We start from the raw sequence: 16763 nt of genomic DNA, 5'->3' as shown, positions 1-16763 counted from the left end.
TTATAAGAATATGGAGTTAGTTTAAATGGATTACGCACATATCTTTGTGCTTTAATAGCCAAATATTAAGCATAAAAGGCCAGAAACAACTGGTCGGAGCATTTAAATGAGCAATAATCCAACAAATCCACCATTAAATATAGCCATTGCTGTTTACTCGCATCTACTGGTAACTAGTTTAACCCTGCCAATTGAAATGCTCCGAGCAGGTGAAGCGTTCGCCAAGGGGCACACTAGTAAGCAACACTTTAGAGCGCTGAATATTCATTTAATTGCTAAAAATATGGCTCCTATTGCAACCAGAACAGGTTTAGCCATCGTGCCTGATTGCAGCAGTGATAACGCCCCCTATTGCGATTTAATCATTGTTCCGGGTATTTGGCGTAATCCACGCCCTGTTGTTAAAACGAATCAACCAATAGTTAATTGGCTCAATGAGAGTTTTACCATGGGAAGCCATATTATTGGTGTTGGTACCGGCAATTGTTTGCTCGCAGAAGCCGGTTTACTTGATGGTCACCCTGCAACCACTCACTGGCATTATGCCAAGCAATTTTCTCAAGATTATCCAAACGTTAGCTTAAAACCTGATTTTTTTATTACCCAATCAGAGCGCATGTATACGGTAGCCAGTTTAAATGCCTTAGCTGACGTTATTGTTCATATTATTAGCCAATACTATGGTAAAGAAGCGGCGCAGCATGTTGAGCGGAACTTTTCACATGAAATACGTAAACCCTACGAAGATCAACGCTATTTAGAAGGCGCCGTTAACCGACATGCTGATGAACTTATTGCACAAATACAATTTTGGTTAAAAACTAATTTATCTAGTGAGTTAGATTTACAAGAAGTCGCGGCACAATTTAGCTTAAGCTACCGCACGTTTACACGCAGGTTTCGACTTGCTACAAATCAAAGCCCTATAGAGTACTGGCAGCAGCTACGTGTTGAAGGTGCAAAAGAATTACTGGCCTCATCGAACTTATCAATTCAGGAAGTCGCGTTAGAAGTTGGTTATAACGATCAAGGCCATTTAACCCGTGTGTTTAAAAAGGTATTGAGCCAAACCCCGAGCGAATACAGAAAAGTAGTCAGACGAAAGTTATTTGGTTAATGTTTCTTTGCCCTTGTTTGATATTTTAGTCAGGCCGTTGACGACGCAGTTTCGACCGTTGTTTTTAGCTAAATATAAATAATTATCGGCTAATCTTAAAATTTCACTCAGGTGAGTATGCTCATGTGCATCAATACCGACCAAGCCAATACTGATAGTGATGTTTAACGTGCTCTGCATATAAGTAAATTGATGATTTTGTATGTCAGTTCTTAGCTTATCCATTGTGATTATAGCGACCTCTATGTCGTCATTTACCACCAATGTAAATTCTTCACCGCCAAAACGATAAACATGTTCATCGCCTAAATGTTTTTTAAATAACTGTGTTAATTGTACCAGCACTGCATCACCGGCATCGTGCCCATATTTATCGTTTACTTTTTTAAAAAAATCCAGATCAGCTAAGGCAAAACAATAGGGGTTAGAAAAGTCGATATGGTTATGAAAATGGCTTTTAAGCACGCCGGTTATAAGCCTGCGTTAAGCTGTCGCGTAATGCTAAATTAATAATTTCCTCTTGATTAGAGGCTCTCATCGATTCAAAAACATGTGAAACACCCCACACAATAATATACGTCAGAGAAAGATTAATGATGAGCTTAAAGTTTATTTCAACTAACCGTTTGTCGATCACATAAAACAGCAGTAACAACGTAATCAAAAAGCTAAAGCTGCTTATAAAGCCATGCTTTTTTCCAAACAATAAGTAAACCAATACAGGAAGAGTACACACCCAATGCGATATGCCAGTCTCTAAGTTAATTGCGGTGATAGCAAGCAACACAACCGCAAAGTAAATATAAATAACAGCATAGCGATGCCATAATTTAGAGCGGTTTGTTCTCGTTTGGTGATAGGTATAAATACAAAAAAAAGCTAATGCAAGTTCAATAAAGCCCAAAACATAATTTTTACTCATAAACACATTAACGTAAGCCACAACTAAAGCAACTAATGTAATTATTAAGCTTATATTTTTGAATACGGTTAATCTGACTGATTCTGTTTTATCAAATGAATGCTGATGCATTAATATCCCTCTAAACTATTACCTCCCATAAACTTCAGGCATATCAGCCTAGCATTAGAAAATAGATAATAACTACAACTTATATGTAAGCCTACTTACTATAACAGCTAATATTAGCCTAAATTTAAATATGCGTGAACAAAGATTGATAGGCCTTGATTAGATCTTTTTATATATAAATTATAGTATTACTCATTAGGTGTAGTGGTATTAACATAGGGAGATAGCCGATGGATGAATTAACCAATTTGCTTGTCGAACAACACAACAATGCATCCATTAAGGCTAAACTAGCTAACTTACTCACTTTGGTTCGTAAACATTTAGATATGGATGTTGCTTTTATATCTGAATTTATTAACGATGAGCGTGTTTTTAAAGTGGTCGATAACCCCTCTGAAAACCAAATTGTTAAAGTGGGGAATGCCGATCCGATTAATGAAACGTATTGCCAACAAATCACCGACAACAAGCTTAGCCCTATCATTACTAATACCAAAGCAAACCCAATAACCAAAGCGATGCCGGTTACAAAAAAATTAGGTATAGGGGCATATATAGGTGTACCTATCAACCTGTCGAACGGGAAATTATATGGTACGTTTTGTTGTTATAAATCACACCATGATGAGAGCTTAAATGAGCGCGATTTATCTTTTTTAAATATTATTTCAGAAATAGCGACCGGATTAATTGAAAAGAGTTTAGATAAAAGCGTATCGTACAACCACACAAAATCAACTATTGAGCAAATTATTAGCGATAATGATATTAGTATCTATTTTCAGCCTATTTATAGTCAACTAAATAATAAAGTTGTAGGTTTTGAATCGCTTGCACGTTTTTTTACCACCCCTTATAAAACCCCTGATATCTGGTTTGAGGAAGCGAGTAAGGTGGGTTTAAGTGAATCATTAGAAATGCTGGCCATTAAAAATGCAATAGCCAATATGGCAAAGTTTAATAATACAACTTACATTGCCATTAATTGCTCGCCTTCGCACATTCTTAGCGGTGCACTTGAACGAACATTACAACAGATTGACTGCACTAGGCTGGTATTAGAAATTACTGAACATTCGCCAATTTCTAATTACGAAAAAATGCGAGCTCCACTTAGGCCTCTCAGAAACAAAGGTCTGCGCTTGGCCATTGACGATGTAGGCGCTGGCTTTTCCTCATTTCAGCACATACTAGAGCTTGAGGCCGATATTATAAAATTAGATATTAGCCTGACTCAAAATATAAACACAGACGATCGTAAATTTTTACTGGCAAAAGCATTGTGTGGATTTGCAAAAGCAATCGACTGCACCATTGTTGCCGAAGGGATCGAAACCGCAGAAGAACTAAACTCGTTAAGAATACTCAATGTAGACAGTGTACAAGGTTATTTTATTGGCCGCCCCGCACCAATTGAAGATGCGCTTAGCTTCCAAAACAAAGCACTACCCGCATAAAAACGCCACTAATTAGTGGCGCTCGGTATCAATACTGTCTTTTCGATAATAGCGTTTATGATAACTTTTCACTTTAGCATGCACACCTTTACTTAAGCTTTTAAACTTAGCTTCTAGCACGTCAACGCCGTATAAAATACCCACCACAAGCACCGAGAGCTTAATAGCAGCCCCGAGGTTTTCGGTTGCTATCATCACGCCAATGGAAGCCAGTACCCAAATGGTGGCAGCAGAGGTAACCCCGACTACCGCACCGTCTTTTGCGAGCATTACGCCTGCGCCTAAAAAGCCGATGCCGGTAATTATTTGCCCGACTACGCGAGAATGATCAATCACATCCCCTTGTAAATTAAACGCAGTCGATAAAAACAAGTAAGTACCTAAGGTGATCAGTGCAGAAGTACGGATCCCTACAGGTTTGCCACGCAATTGCCGTTCTATACCAATAATAGCCCCACAAAAAGCCGCCGTACCAATAGCTGCCCACGAGTATGGGGCTACATCGATAAAATCTAAAAATGTCACTTAAAATCCTAATCTATTATTTTTTACCAATAGCAACTGCCGTTCTAAGCCTTTGACTACCAAAAGCCGACATTTTACTAAAATCGCTGCGTGCAATTGGCACATATTGACAGTCAATCGCTAATTGATTGTCGTTACCTGGTTCGCAAAACGGGTCATGTACGTACACACAGTGCGCATCTAAATGAGTAACACATACCCAATGCGGTGATTTTTTTCCATCAAACCGATAAGTGCTTATTAACAGTAACACACTAAAACCTTGGTTTAACCACGTTTCTATATCAGTTAGTTCAACATCTTTATAGGTAACAGGAATATTAGCCGAGGCTATGCCTTCAACAAATTGCTGATGTACTGTCGCCAGCACCGTTTTTTTATTATCACTGCGTACCCCATCTAAAAATAATGGCTCTGAGGTATTAACAATGACCTCACTTTTAAATCCCCGTTTATTTGCAGCCAGTGCCAAACCAAACGGATGACAACCGCCATGTCCCGAGGTCATAAAAATGGTGGTGCCTTCACGCCATAAAGCTAATTCGTGTGACTGACTCAGCTCTGTGCTGTTATCAAGCGAGCCCATTGCCATTAATAATGCCGCAGGCCCACAGGTAAACTCGGTAGTTTGCTGATACCATGGCGTTAAACGCTCAACTTGCAACTCGCTGGTTTGACGGATGTTTTTTTGCATGCGCAAGGCATCAATGTGATCATCGTAATAATCACTGTACTGACCAAAAACACGATACCCTACACTTTTATAAAGCCCTATGGCGCTGTCGTTATTTACTGCCACTTCTAAACGCAAATAAATACGCCCACGCTCACTAGTGGCTTTTTCAAGGGCTTTAAGCAGCGTTTTAGCGATTCCTTTGCCCTGCATCGTCGGTAATACGGCTAACGAATACAAACGCGCTAACCGCGTGCCTTTATGGCACCACACCAAACCGTAACCACATAATTGCGCATTGTGCTCGGCAACTAATAAAATCCCATGTTTAGCACTAAGCCAGCGCTTTAAACTTCGCGCACTAAGCTTATCGTTACTAAAGCAGGCATTTTCAAGCGCCACTAAGGCGTTTAAATCACTCGCGCTTGCAGGGCGAATACTAATATCCGCCCCTGCAAAAATCGTTATATCAGACAATGCGTTAAGCATTAGCCGCGACCTCGTGCTTCAAGGCGCTGTTTAAACTCATCCATAATGATCATGTATAACTCATCACCTAAGTAACCATCTTCTACTTTGTGATCAATACTTGGGTTATCGTTTACTTCCAACACATACGCACGGCCTTGATGCTCTTTTACATCCACACCGTATAAACCCTTACCCACGGTTTTACATGCTTTTAAAGCAGCATCCAGTACAGCTTTAGGTAATTCAAACGTAGGTAATGTTTCAAAGCCACCCGAGAAAAACCGTTTCGCGTCATGGTTATATATTTGCCAATGGTTACGCGCCATTAAATAACGACACGCATAAATAGCACGACCATTAAGTACCCCTACACGCCAATCATATTCTGTGTACATGTACTCTTGCGCCAGAACTAAAGCACTTAAAGCAAATAATTCACTAAGCTTAGCTTCTAATTCATCACGATTAGCAACTTTATACACGCCTTTTGAAAACGACCCTTCTGGCATTTTTAATACCAGCGGATAAGTAAACGACGCTTCTAATTGCTCAATTGTGTCTTTTGATTGATCTGCCACCACCACGGTTTTTAAACTCGGTACTTTTTGATAATTGAATGCATCATGTAAGTACACTTTATTACAGCATCGTAAAATAGACTCCGCATCATCAATCACCACTAAACCTAGGCTTTGCGCTTTACTTGCAAGGCGGTACGTTGGGTGATCAATCGCTGTTGTTTGGCGAATAAACAACGCATCAAATTGGGCAATATTGTCTATTTCCTCAAAGCTGAGTGCTTTTGCGTTAATACCATGTTTCGCTGCTGCTTTTATAAAACGGGCTATTGCATCTTTATCACTTGGCGGTACTTTTTCGTTATGATCAACCAATATCGCCATATCCCAACGAAAACGGCGCTCAACTTTACCAATACGCCATTGCGTTTGGGTAAACTCATTTAGCTTTTCAATAAACGCAGCATATTGCTGCTCGCTTAGGGACGCTAATGATCCTTGTTGTAATAGGCCTTGCTCATCAACAAATAAAATAGGTGCCGGATATTGTTTAAATACCGATTTAGCGGCTTTAGCTTGTTGATCATTTCCCGCATGACCAAAATAAACAGCACCATCAATATGGCCAATATTTTGTAATGACGCTTGATTGCTTCGAAGCGCGTTAATTGTTTTTACACTCGGTAATACTTGGTGCTTGCGCGCCTCAGCAAGTAACGAACAGTAATAGCCTTTACTTAAATACTGGCTAGCATCACATAGATTTATTATGCGGGTTTTTGGTTCGTTGCGTTTTGGGTAGTCACGCAAATAGGTGTTAAAGGTAATGACATTTTCAAATGAAAGAGCAAGCGTTTGCTCATTGTTATCAACCACAATTAAGGTTTTAAACACGACTTTTCCTAGTTAAGTCAAAATATACAAAGCAGCCTTGCTAATCAGTTAGCTCAGCGAATAAAACAGCAAATAGAAACACCTATCGCACTAAGTGCAGCATTTAGCAAATCACTTAATACGATAGGTGCTTTAACGAATATCTACTATAAACGTTAGCGCTTAAATTGCTTAAGCGACAGGTGATTTATATGCCCTTTTTTAGATGCGCACAAACGAGATATTTTTAGCGTAAAGATAAAAATTTTTGATGAACTTTTTTATTGCTAATTTGTGTTTTAAAATAGCCAAAATTTAATACTAAAAGTGATCATCATGTCTCTTCCCGCTTGTCCTAAATGCCAATGTGAATACGTTTACGAAGACCAACAGCTGCTTATTTGTCCAGAATGTGCCTATGAGTGGAACCCGAATGTTACTAATGACGAAGACGCTATTTTAGTGAAAGACGCAAACGGCACTTTACTTGCTGATGGCGACAAAGTAACCGTAGCTAAAGATTTAAAAATTAAAGGTAGCTCACAAGTTATTAAAATTGGCACCAAGGCCTTAGTAAGACGTGTACTTGATAAAAAAGATCATGAGCTTGACTGTAAAGTAGATGGCATAGGTGAAATGATGGTGACGGCTAAATTTGTTAAAAAAGCCTAAACCCATTGAAATAAACAATTAAATACAGCAATAACCTGCGTAATCTTGGCGCTTTATTGCATTAACAAACTGACATCCACTTTAACTAATTGATTTTCATCGCCTTTTAAAAATTGAAAATCTAAATTAAGTTCTCAAAGTGGTGTGTTAGTTGTCTAGTATTACTACTTCTGCTTTGTGAAAGTGTGTTTTTGCGCTTTGCAAAACATCGGCAGTAAACTTTGAGTTTGGCACTGGTATATCAATAACATTGCCACTTTTACAAAATAAAGTAACGGTATTTGACGCTAGCTGTATTTTAATTATCGCCCCTTTAGGAATAAGCTGCATTCTACTTTTATTATTATTGAACCAGTGAGGTTTTTTGCAAAGTAGAACGTTTTCTCCAATATCAGAAAAAACACGCTCAGGCCTAAACGTTAAGTACTTTATAATTAAAGCCGTGAGTAAAACACCCGTAATTGTGACGGTAAAAATCCCTATCTCCATAATATTCCTTTAAATTTATGTCCTTTATTTAACTGCTTATCCGTTAATGATTATCAGACTCAAGCAAATCTTATAAGTTCACGCTATAAATGCCTTAGTTGTGATTGAGTGAAACCGGCTAACATCGAGTTATAAACACTCCTTAACTAGTTTATTATATTAGCTTATTAGATAATACAGTTAATGTTTCATCGTAAGCGCGTTGATTAAAATTATTCGAATGCGGGTTCATAAAACCATGCAATTAATCAACACACTTAGCGGAAACATTAGGCTTTGTTGCCAACTTAGCCTGAAGTGCTTTCACATCAAAATGTTGCTCATAGTGAGGAAAAATTAACTCTATTTCAAATGCCGGGTTTAGCTCAGTATGGTGCCTAATTTGCGAGCTGTAAAAACAAATGCCCTTAGCTATCGTTTTAATCGCCGGATGTGCAGACATTGACCAAATTGCCGATGCGCCAACACTAAAACCAATCAATATGATGTTACCAGCGAGTGGTTTAATCGTTTTTTGTAAAATAGCTACATACTCATCAAGGCCAGTATGCTGACTAAAATACTCATAGGCCTGCTGTTCACTGTTAAATGCCATATCCACCCCGCCATAGGGATCGACAATAGACTGAGCGTTTAGTTCTTCAGCTAATGCTTTTAAAGCCGCTGTTTTACCAAATATATCACTAACCAAAACTAAGTTCATAAACGGCTCATCTTTAATTTTATTCTTTAAGTTTCAGGCAATTATTTAACAAAGAGGCCTACGAGATGCTGCGTCTCAGCGTAAGAGACAAATAAATACTACATTCAAAGCACTTTAACCACATCGTAACTATGTTTTACATCACCGAGTGTTAAACTAACTTCATCATCGACTTGTTTACCTAATAACTGTTGGCCTAATGGTGCACCAGAGGTAAGTACTTGAATAGTTGTGCCTTTAATATCAACGGTTAATCCACCAGCTGCTGGGCCTAAATAAAACCATTTTTGTGTGCCTGCATCATCTTCTAAACACACCAATGAACTGACTGCTATTGTGCCTGTAACGACGTCGTTGTAGATGGCTTCAAATAGTTGTATTTCTTTATAACACTCATTCACCCGATCAGCGTGACCTTGCGCTAAATACGCAGCTTCAAGCCCGAGCGTATCATATTGAGTTTCTGCAATGCTTTCTTCGTGGGTCGCGGTATCGTGGGCTGTTTGAGCTGCAATTTTCGCAGTATTAAGCTGCTCTTCTAAGGCAAAACGCAGGTGCTCTGTAACATGGGCTTTATTCATTTGGAAATTCACTAAATACGGTAAAATAATTTTGCCATTTTAGCATTGTTGCTACACCTAACACTATCCCTTTACTGTGTAACAACAATGCTGATTTAAGCCTATGGCATATCCATTAATGCCTGCGTTTGCTGATCCACTTGCTTATCGTAGTTTTTAGCACTTAACCCAAGTAGCTCGGGTAATGTTGCAGCAATACAAATGGACGATAACGTGCCTACGACTATTCCTGCAAACAGAGCAATTGCAAATCCCTGAAGCGGAGCCCCTGCTAACAGCCAAACACTTGCCACCGTTGCGAGCGTAGTCCCGGAGGTAATAAGCGTACGAGTTAAGGTGCTTTTAATAGCACTGTTGATAATACTGCTTGGTTTGAGTGTGATGTTTGTTGGTATGCGCAACAGCTCGCGCACCCTATCTCCAACTATTATTGAGTCATTTAGTGAGTAGCCAATAATCGCCAACAAACTGGCTAAAACAGTTAGGTTAAACTCTATTTGTAACCATGAGAATAAGCCAACCACCAGCACTAAGTCATGAAATAAAGCCACCACAGAGCCTAATGCCAAACGCCATTCAAAACGAACAGCTAAATAAATCATTACCGCGACCATCGCAGCAAATAATGCTAAGCAGCCTTGTTCAAATAGTTCATCACCCACTTGAGAGCCAATATAAGCCGATGATAAAACCTCAGCATTTATAGTTGAGTTTTGGATTATAGCCGTTTTCCAGTCATCGTTATTGCTTGTATTATTGGGGCCTTGTGTTAGTTGAAAATGATTATTGCCCTGTGCTGTTAGCTCAAATTCACCCTGATGATTTTTTGCAATAAATTGCTCAAGCTGTTTTAGTTCAACACCTTGGCTGGTGGTAAACTCTGTTAAGTATCCACCCGTAAAATCAAGGCCAAAGTTTAGCCCTTTTTGTGCAATGGTGAATACCGACAACAACACAAATATGGCGCTGATCAGCATGCCTGTATAACGTATACGAGACCCTGCCTCACATTTTAAAAAAGAATTAAGCATGCGCGTTTACTCCTGCTTTTTTACCCAGCTTTAAATATAAGCTTTGGCTTAAATATTTCGATACATACACACCAGTAAATACCGATGTGATAAGTCCCAGCGCCAGCGTTATAGCAAAGCCTTTTACAGGGCCATAACCTATGCCATATAAAATAATCGCGGTGATCATCGTGGTAATATTGGCATCTAAAATCGTATTCGCTGCCTGTTTATAGCCCTCTTGTATCGCTTGATATGGAGGGCGTCCTTTGCGGCGCTCTTCTTTTATACGTTCAAATATAATCACGTTAGTATCAACCGCCATTCCTATGGTTAGCACCAAACCTGCAATACCAGGAAGTGTTAAAACCACCCCAGGTAATAATGACATTAACCCAACTAAAGACGTTAAATTTAAAACTAACGCAACATTTGCAATAAGCCCTAAACGACGATACCACAGCGCCATAAAGGCAAGCGTTAACCCCATGCCTAACATTAACGCCGCCAATCCATTGTTAATGTTGTCTTGGCCAAGGTTTGGACCAATAGTTTGTTCATGTACTATGGTCACTGGCGCCGTAAGCGATCCTGCACGGAGTAATAGCGCTAAATCGGCAGCCGCTTGCTGGCTTTGCATATTGGTTATACTAAAGCGTGAGCTTAAATGCTGGGCTATATTCGCCACATTAATGACTTCGCTTTTTTTAACCACTTCACCTTTAGCATTTTGTGAATACTCTGAATAGAGCGTTGCCATCGGCTTGCCTATATTCGCCTTAGAAAACGCCGACATAGCATCGCCACCTTGGCTATCTAGGCTCAGTTGTACTAAAGGTTTACCCCAGTCATCACGGCCAATATTGGCATTATTAATATGCTCACCAGTAAAAATAGGCACAGGGTCGAGCTTAATAGTCCCACCCGATTGCAAATTAAATGTTTGCCCGCCAATCTCTTTAAGTTGATAAAACCCAAGTGACGCGGTAGCACCAATAATACGTTTTGCCTCGGCTGGGTCTTGGACGCCGGGTAGCTCAATGCGAATGCGCTGCTTACCTTGGCGCTGTGTAACCGCCTCGGTAATTCCTAACTCTTCAATGCGTGAGCGAAGCGTAGTGAGTGTTTGGCTCATGACTTGTTTATCAAATGCGCTGCGCCCTTGCTCAGAATAACTCACTTTAACGACCTGTAAGTTGCCATGAGTTGATGTGGTTATAGTTAGATTTTCAAAGCGGCTTTTAAGGTCGTTAATAACTGAGGTTAGCTTTTCGGCTGCATTTTCTAATGCACTTATTTCAAAGCCTTGGTTAGTTTGCTTTGCTTTAACACCATAGGCTTTTTGTTTAACAATAATGGCTTTCGTTTGCTGGTAAGCACTGAGTAATTGCTCATCAATGGCTTTATCTAAATCAACATCAAGTACAAACAATACCCCGCCGTTTAAATCAAGACCCAGCTTTATGGGCGATAAACCAAACTCTTGTAACCAAACAGGGCTGGTTGCATGTTCTACAATTTTAACTTGTGTATTTGGGTAATTCGATTTTATAGCCGCTTGAGCTTGGGCACTTTGCGTAGGTGTATTTAAAAGCACATTAATTGTTGCTTGGTTTTCTACCCCTTGGCTGACCTCAAAACCTTGGCTATTTAAAAAGCGCACTATGTTTTCAGTACTTGGTATTGCTTGTGTTTTAACCTCAGGTGCGGCACTAATATGCAACCACGATTTATTCGGGTATAAATTAGGTAAAGCGCTTATTGCCAGTAAAACCAATACAACCAACATGGCTACATAGCTTAATTTAAATTTAGCCATAAATGGCTTTTTTTGTTTTTTTAAACTTAACATAGTTGTTCCTTATTACTCGGCATAGCCCAGTAACGTACCTATTAGGCACAATTAAACTTAAGGTCAAAACGCGATGCGTTAAAACCAATTAACGATAATTAAGGAACTTTAAGCGTGGTAGGTGGTTACAGCGGTGTATAACAGATTCGCATCTTTCCAGCCGCTCAAGCGCGACTTTTTACTTTTAAATACCCAGGTATACCAAGGCTGATTTATGGTGACTGCTTGCGGTCGCAAAAAAATATGCCTACACCCATTTAGCGCAAAAAACTCATGCACTACATCGTATTCAGGATCGCCCTGCGCACTGTGTAAAAATAAAAAGGAGTTATTGGCTGTTAGCCTAGGTTGATGCGCAGCAAACTCAGAATGCTTTGAGTTTTTATGCTGTAAATTACCTAGTGACTTTAACGGTGTGGGAGCGTTAGTTAAGTTTTCGACATTAACAACATGGCTATAACTGCTTTGGTTACTGTTTAATTCGTGCTTTACGCCCATAGCATGGCTTTGCACACTAAAGAGTGCAGCAAAAAACAAGCAAGTAGCTAAAAAAACGCGAAATTTAAACATCTGTCATTTAAAACTAAAATAAAGGATAGCTAGTATATAAGGGCAGCTAATTAAAATACAATAGCCAACATTAAGCTATTTCATTTATATAAAAACAAATACTGAGATCCTCAATGCGCTCCAGACAAAGTTCAGTAAAACGCCCCGATGCCATGAATTTAAAACAAAGCATTCAAACTCTTTGGCCTTATATCACTAAATTTAAAGGGCGTGTGCTTATTGCCATATTAGCGCTTGTGGGTGCTAAAGGCGCGACATTGCTCATGCCATGGGCTTTAAAAGAAATAATTGATGCGGTTGATAAATCAATTAACCCGCTACTCCTCGTCCCAACCTTATTACTCGTTATGTACGGCGCACTGCGATTTGCCAGCGTGTTTTTAGGTGAAGTACGCGATGCTGTATTTTCTCGAGTCACCGAGCATGCCATGCGTGATATTGGCCTTAAAGTATTTAAACATTTGCATTCGTTAGATTTAGCCTTTCATTTAGACAGACAAACTGGCGGTATAAGTCGAGACATAGAGCGCGGCACCAGTGGTTTAAGCTTTTTAATGCGCTTTTTAATGTTTAATATTGTGCCCACGTTGTTTGAAATAATGACCGTGGCGATTATTTTTGGCACCTTGTTTTCTATTTGGTTTGCGCTGATCACCCTACTTGCTGTGGCTATTTATATCTTTTTTACGGTGACGGTTACCCAATGGCGAAACCGCTTTATTCGTGAGTCAAACGCTGCTGACAACCAAAGTAACACCCGCGCCATCGACAGCTTATTAAATTACGAAACCGTTAAATACTTTAATAACGAAGAGTATGAAGCTAAAACTTACGATACGTTTTTAGCAACCTGGGAACAAGCACGATTAAAAAACAGACTCTCGTTACTGGCGCTAAATTCAGGGCAAGCACTCATTATTGCCTGTGCAATAACCGCATTAATGTGGCTTGGCGCAAGCGAAGTTGTCACGGGCGAGTTAACGATTGGTGAACTTGTGATGATCAATGCGTATATGATTCAACTCTTTTTACCGCTCAACTTTTTAGGGTTTGTATATCGCGAAATACGCCGTGCCCTTACCGACCTTGAAAACATGCTCGGCCTGCTTAATACTCAACCTAAAGTGGCGGATGCTCATGAGGCCAAAGAGTTGGTCATTAAACAAGGTGAAATTAGCTTTGATAAAGTAAGCTTTCACTACGACAGTAAAAGGCCTATTTTAAAAAGCATTAGCTTTAATGTTGCTGCCGGCTCAAAAGTCGCGATTGTGGGTGCAAGTGGTGCAGGAAAAAGCTCATTAGCCCGATTACTGTATCGCTTTTATGAGCTGTCATCAGGCACTATTAGCATAGATAAACAAGCAATTAATACAGTTACTCTTGCAAGCTTGCGTAAAGCCATTGCGATAGTCCCCCAAGATACTGTGCTGTTTAATAGCACCATCCGTGAGAATATTGCCTATGGCAGACCCTCAGCAACTGAAGATGAAATAAATAAAGCAATTAACATGGCGCACTTAACCGACTTTATAAATAGCTTAGACAAAGGCGATAAAACCCTCGTGGGTGAGCGCGGGTTAAAAGTCTCAGGGGGTGAAAAACAACGGATTGCCATTGCCCGTGCTATTTTAAAGCAATCACCCATCTTAATCTTTGATGAAGCAACTTCCGCGCTCGACTCTCATGCAGAGCAAGCTATTTTAAAAGCAATGCGAGAAGTGGCAAATGATCACACCAGTATTGTTATTGCACATCGACTTTCGACCATAACCGACGCAGACTCAATTATTGTTTTAAAAGCTGGTGAAATTATTGAACAAGGCAAACACCAAGAACTACTAAATCAAAACGGTGAATATGCCCGTATGTGGGCATTACAGCAAAAGCAGTCAAAGGCGCAATAAACTAAGTCGCTCAAGAACGATTTAAGTAGTTGAGTGTTTTTTTGCTATTTTGATAGTATTTTATTCATCTTATCGACCGGTACGGTTATTCACCTCAAAAGGTTTGTTTGAAGTGAAGTTATCAATACAATCAAATAGCTATTTTTATAACAAAAATATAACGAATTAAATAACGTGAATTCATAGGGGAAAGTAATGAAAAAAAGTTTAATTGCAGCGGCACTCGCCGCTACATTTATTACCGGCTGTTCAGAGCCACAAACTACAAAAACTGAGCAAGTCGCAGCAGTCGCTGAAAAACCACAAGCAACTGAGCAAGCTGAATTAGGCACTTTTGGGGTTGATTTAACTGCCCGCAATGAAGCTGTAAAACCAGGCGATGACTTTTTTATGTATGCCAGCGGTTCATGGTACGACAACTACGAAATGCCAGCAGATAAAACACGCTATGGTGCGTTTTCTGCGTTAGCTGAACGCAGTGAAGAGCGTGTAAAAGAAATTATTGAAGATATTGCAGCACGTGAAAATTTAAATGCAGAAGAGCAACTAGTTGCTGATTTTTATAATTCGTACATGGATACCGACACGCTAAATAAGCTCGGTGTGACTCCCATTAAGCCATTGCTTAACGATATTAACGCTGTCGACTCAACTGATGACTTAGCAAAAATCTTTGGTAATTCATGGCTCACTGGTGTTAGCGCCCCAATTGGTGGTGGTATGTGGTTTAACCGCTTAGATCCTAATAAATACGAAATGTCGTTAGGTGCTGGTGGTTTAGGCTTACCTGATCGTTCATATTACCTTGAAGATGCAGAGCGTTTTGTCAAAACTCGTGAAGCGTATGTTGCACATATTGCCGACATGCTTAAATTTGCTGGTGTTGAAAATACCACTGAACGTGCACAAGCAATTTTAGCGCTAGAGACAAAAATTGCAGAAGGTCATTGGCCACGTGAAAAACGCCGTAATCGTGACATAACGTTAAACCAAATAAAACGCGACGAGTTAAGTACTCAGTACCCTGGATTTAATTGGGATTTATACTTTGCGCAAACAGGTTACAAAGTACCGCAGCTAAACGTGTCGCAGCCTGAACCTGTAAAGGCCATGATTGATTTAATCAACAACGAAGATATAAGCGTATGGAAAGACTACCTAACATATCATGCAATTAATGGTAACGCTGGGCTGTTGTCAGAAGACATATTTAACACCAGCTTTGCTTTCTTTGGTAAAGAGTTAAATGGTCAGCAGGAGCCTCGTCCGCGCTGGAAACGTGCGATCAGCCAAATGTCAGGCACTAGTTCACTAGGCTTTGCGATTGGTAAAATTTATGTAGATCGTTACTTCCCTGAGTCATCGAAGCAGCAAATGTCTGAGCTGGTTGAAAACTTACGCACAGCCCTTGGCGAGCGTATTGATAACCTAGATTGGATGGGCGCAGAAACAAAAGTAAATGCGCGTGCAAAATTAGCGGCGTTTGTGCCAAAAATTGGTTACCCAGATGAATGGCAATCTTACGAAGGCTTAAGCATTAGCAAAAATGATTTAATGGCTAATGTAAAAAATATGCGTGAGTTTTTCCAAGCCGATAGCGTTGAAAAAGAGCTGAAAAAGACCGACCGCAATCGCTGGGGTATGACACCACAACGTGTAAATGCTTATTACAATAGCTCATTTAATGAAATTGTATTTCCTGCCGCTATTTTACAACCGCCGTTTTTCGATCCAAATGCAGATCCTGCGGTAAACTACGGTGGTATTGGTGCCGTGATTGGCCACGAAATGGGCCATGGCTTTGATGACCAAGGGTCAAAATCAGATGCTAACGGCATACAACGTAACTGGTGGACTGACGAAGACCGTGCTGCTTTTGATGCTAAAGCCGACAAACTGGCGGCTCAGTACAGCAAATATGAGCCAATTCCGGGTAACTTTGTAAATGGCCGCAACAGCTTAGGTGAAAATATTGGTGATGTAGGTGGTTTAGCCATGGCTTATCATGCTTACAAACTAAGCCTAAATGGTAAAGAAGCCCCTGTGATTGATGGTGTAACCGGCGATCAACGTTTCTTCTTAGCGTGGGCACAAGTATGGAAAGAAAAACGTACTGAGCAAAGCATGTTAAACCAATTACGTGGCGGTACGCATGCGCCAGGTCGCTTTAGAGCACAAGCTCCTCGTAACCACGACGCTTGGTACAAAGCATTTGATGTAAAACCAGGTGATGAGTTGTACTTACCAGAAGACGAACGTGTTCGTATTTGGTAATACTCTGACAAACGTTCATCATTTGTAACGAATAAACA

16 protein-coding genes are annotated in these 16763 nt (G+C 40.0%); 5 read left to right on the top strand and 11 right to left on the bottom strand.

Annotated features, from left to right (window positions below):
• The first annotated feature begins 106 nt into the window (after window positions 1-106).
• Window positions 107-1117: a GlxA family transcriptional regulator gene (locus ABZP26_RS07665; protein WP_008110511.1), complete on the top strand. Its 1011-nt coding sequence runs from the start codon at window positions 107-109 to the stop codon at window positions 1115-1117.
• Here the strand turns inward: ABZP26_RS07665 and ABZP26_RS07660 are convergent.
• Window positions 1106-1582, bottom strand: coding sequence for a GGDEF domain-containing protein (locus ABZP26_RS07660; RefSeq protein ID WP_368485573.1), 477 nt, complete (start codon window positions 1580-1582; stop codon window positions 1106-1108). The genes ABZP26_RS07665 and ABZP26_RS07660 overlap by 12 nt on opposite strands.
• Entirely contained in the window at window positions 1575-2150 is a 576-nt protein-coding gene (locus ABZP26_RS07655; RefSeq protein ID WP_368485572.1) for a hypothetical protein, read from the bottom strand. The genes ABZP26_RS07660 and ABZP26_RS07655 overlap by 8 nt, the downstream gene beginning before the upstream one ends.
• A gap of 230 nt (window positions 2151-2380) precedes the next feature.
• On the opposite strand from ABZP26_RS07655, the gene ABZP26_RS07650 reads away from it, so the two are divergent.
• The gene (locus ABZP26_RS07650) at window positions 2381-3610 is read left to right on the top strand and encodes an EAL domain-containing protein (RefSeq protein WP_368485571.1); all 1230 of its coding nucleotides are present in this window, start codon (window positions 2381-2383) and stop codon (window positions 3608-3610) included.
• Between the two features lie 12 nt (window positions 3611-3622).
• Here the strand turns inward: ABZP26_RS07650 and ABZP26_RS07645 are convergent, their stop codons facing one another.
• From ABZP26_RS07645 to ABZP26_RS07635, 3 genes are read right to left on the bottom strand one after another with little or no spacing between them, the layout of a single operon-like run.
• On the bottom strand, window positions 3623-4135 hold the full coding sequence (locus ABZP26_RS07645) for an MgtC/SapB family protein (RefSeq protein ID WP_013464839.1): 513 nt from the start codon (window positions 4133-4135) through the stop codon (window positions 3623-3625).
• Window positions 4136-4151: 16 nt separating this feature from the next.
• Complete coding sequence (locus tag ABZP26_RS07640; RefSeq protein ID WP_368485570.1) at window positions 4152-5297, bottom strand: peptidase C39 family protein; 1146 nt, start codon at window positions 5295-5297, stop codon at window positions 4152-4154.
• On the bottom strand, window positions 5297-6691 hold the full coding sequence (locus tag ABZP26_RS07635) for a RimK family protein (protein WP_028835308.1): 1395 nt from the start codon (window positions 6689-6691) through the stop codon (window positions 5297-5299). The genes ABZP26_RS07640 and ABZP26_RS07635 overlap by 1 nt, the downstream gene beginning before the upstream one ends.
• Before the next feature lie 315 nt (window positions 6692-7006).
• Here ABZP26_RS07635 and ABZP26_RS07630 point away from each other — a divergent pair, with 315 nt between their 5' ends.
• Entirely contained in the window at window positions 7007-7342 is a 336-nt protein-coding gene (locus ABZP26_RS07630; RefSeq protein WP_013464836.1) for a zinc ribbon domain-containing protein YjdM, read from the top strand.
• Between the two features lie 147 nt (window positions 7343-7489).
• Here the strand turns inward: ABZP26_RS07630 and ABZP26_RS07625 are convergent, their stop codons facing one another.
• The 6 genes from ABZP26_RS07625 to ABZP26_RS07600 form a co-directional block, all read right to left on the bottom strand.
• The gene (locus tag ABZP26_RS07625) at window positions 7490-7831 is read right to left on the bottom strand and encodes a hypothetical protein (protein ID WP_231485830.1); all 342 of its coding nucleotides are present in this window, start codon (window positions 7829-7831) and stop codon (window positions 7490-7492) included.
• 244 nt (window positions 7832-8075) lie between these two features.
• On the bottom strand, window positions 8076-8534 hold the full coding sequence (locus tag ABZP26_RS07620; protein ID WP_368485569.1) for a hypothetical protein: 459 nt from the start codon (window positions 8532-8534) through the stop codon (window positions 8076-8078).
• 104 nt (window positions 8535-8638) lie between these two features.
• The gene (locus ABZP26_RS07615; RefSeq protein WP_013464833.1) at window positions 8639-9115 is read right to left on the bottom strand and encodes a GreA/GreB family elongation factor; all 477 of its coding nucleotides are present in this window, start codon (window positions 9113-9115) and stop codon (window positions 8639-8641) included.
• A 101-nt stretch (window positions 9116-9216) separates the two neighbouring features.
• Complete coding sequence (gene secF / locus ABZP26_RS07610; RefSeq protein ID WP_368485568.1) at window positions 9217-10146, bottom strand: protein translocase subunit SecF; 930 nt, start codon at window positions 10144-10146, stop codon at window positions 9217-9219.
• Window positions 10139-11977 (bottom strand): protein translocase subunit SecD, encoded by a 1839-nt coding sequence (gene secD / locus ABZP26_RS07605; protein WP_368485567.1) that lies wholly within the window; start codon window positions 11975-11977, stop codon window positions 10139-10141. The genes secF and secD overlap by 8 nt, the downstream gene beginning before the upstream one ends.
• 108 nt (window positions 11978-12085) lie before the next feature.
• The gene (locus ABZP26_RS07600; protein ID WP_028835311.1) at window positions 12086-12547 is read right to left on the bottom strand and encodes a hypothetical protein; all 462 of its coding nucleotides are present in this window, start codon (window positions 12545-12547) and stop codon (window positions 12086-12088) included.
• A gap of 113 nt (window positions 12548-12660) precedes the next feature.
• Here ABZP26_RS07600 and ABZP26_RS07595 point away from each other — a divergent pair, with 113 nt between their 5' ends.
• Window positions 12661-14451: an ABC transporter ATP-binding protein/permease gene (locus tag ABZP26_RS07595; protein WP_028835312.1), complete on the top strand. Its 1791-nt coding sequence runs from the start codon at window positions 12661-12663 to the stop codon at window positions 14449-14451.
• Between the two features lie 195 nt (window positions 14452-14646).
• Entirely contained in the window at window positions 14647-16725 is a 2079-nt protein-coding gene (locus ABZP26_RS07590) for a M13 family metallopeptidase (protein WP_024601059.1), read from the top strand.
• Window positions 16726-16763 lie beyond the last annotated feature (38 nt).

The sequence above is a fragment of the Pseudoalteromonas sp. SD03 genome (genome assembly GCF_040937955.1).
Classification (GTDB): domain Bacteria; phylum Pseudomonadota; class Gammaproteobacteria; order Enterobacterales; family Alteromonadaceae; genus Pseudoalteromonas; species Pseudoalteromonas tetraodonis.
The sequence above is the reverse complement of the archived record's forward strand: the minus strand, read 5'-3'. Positions and strand labels throughout refer to the sequence as shown.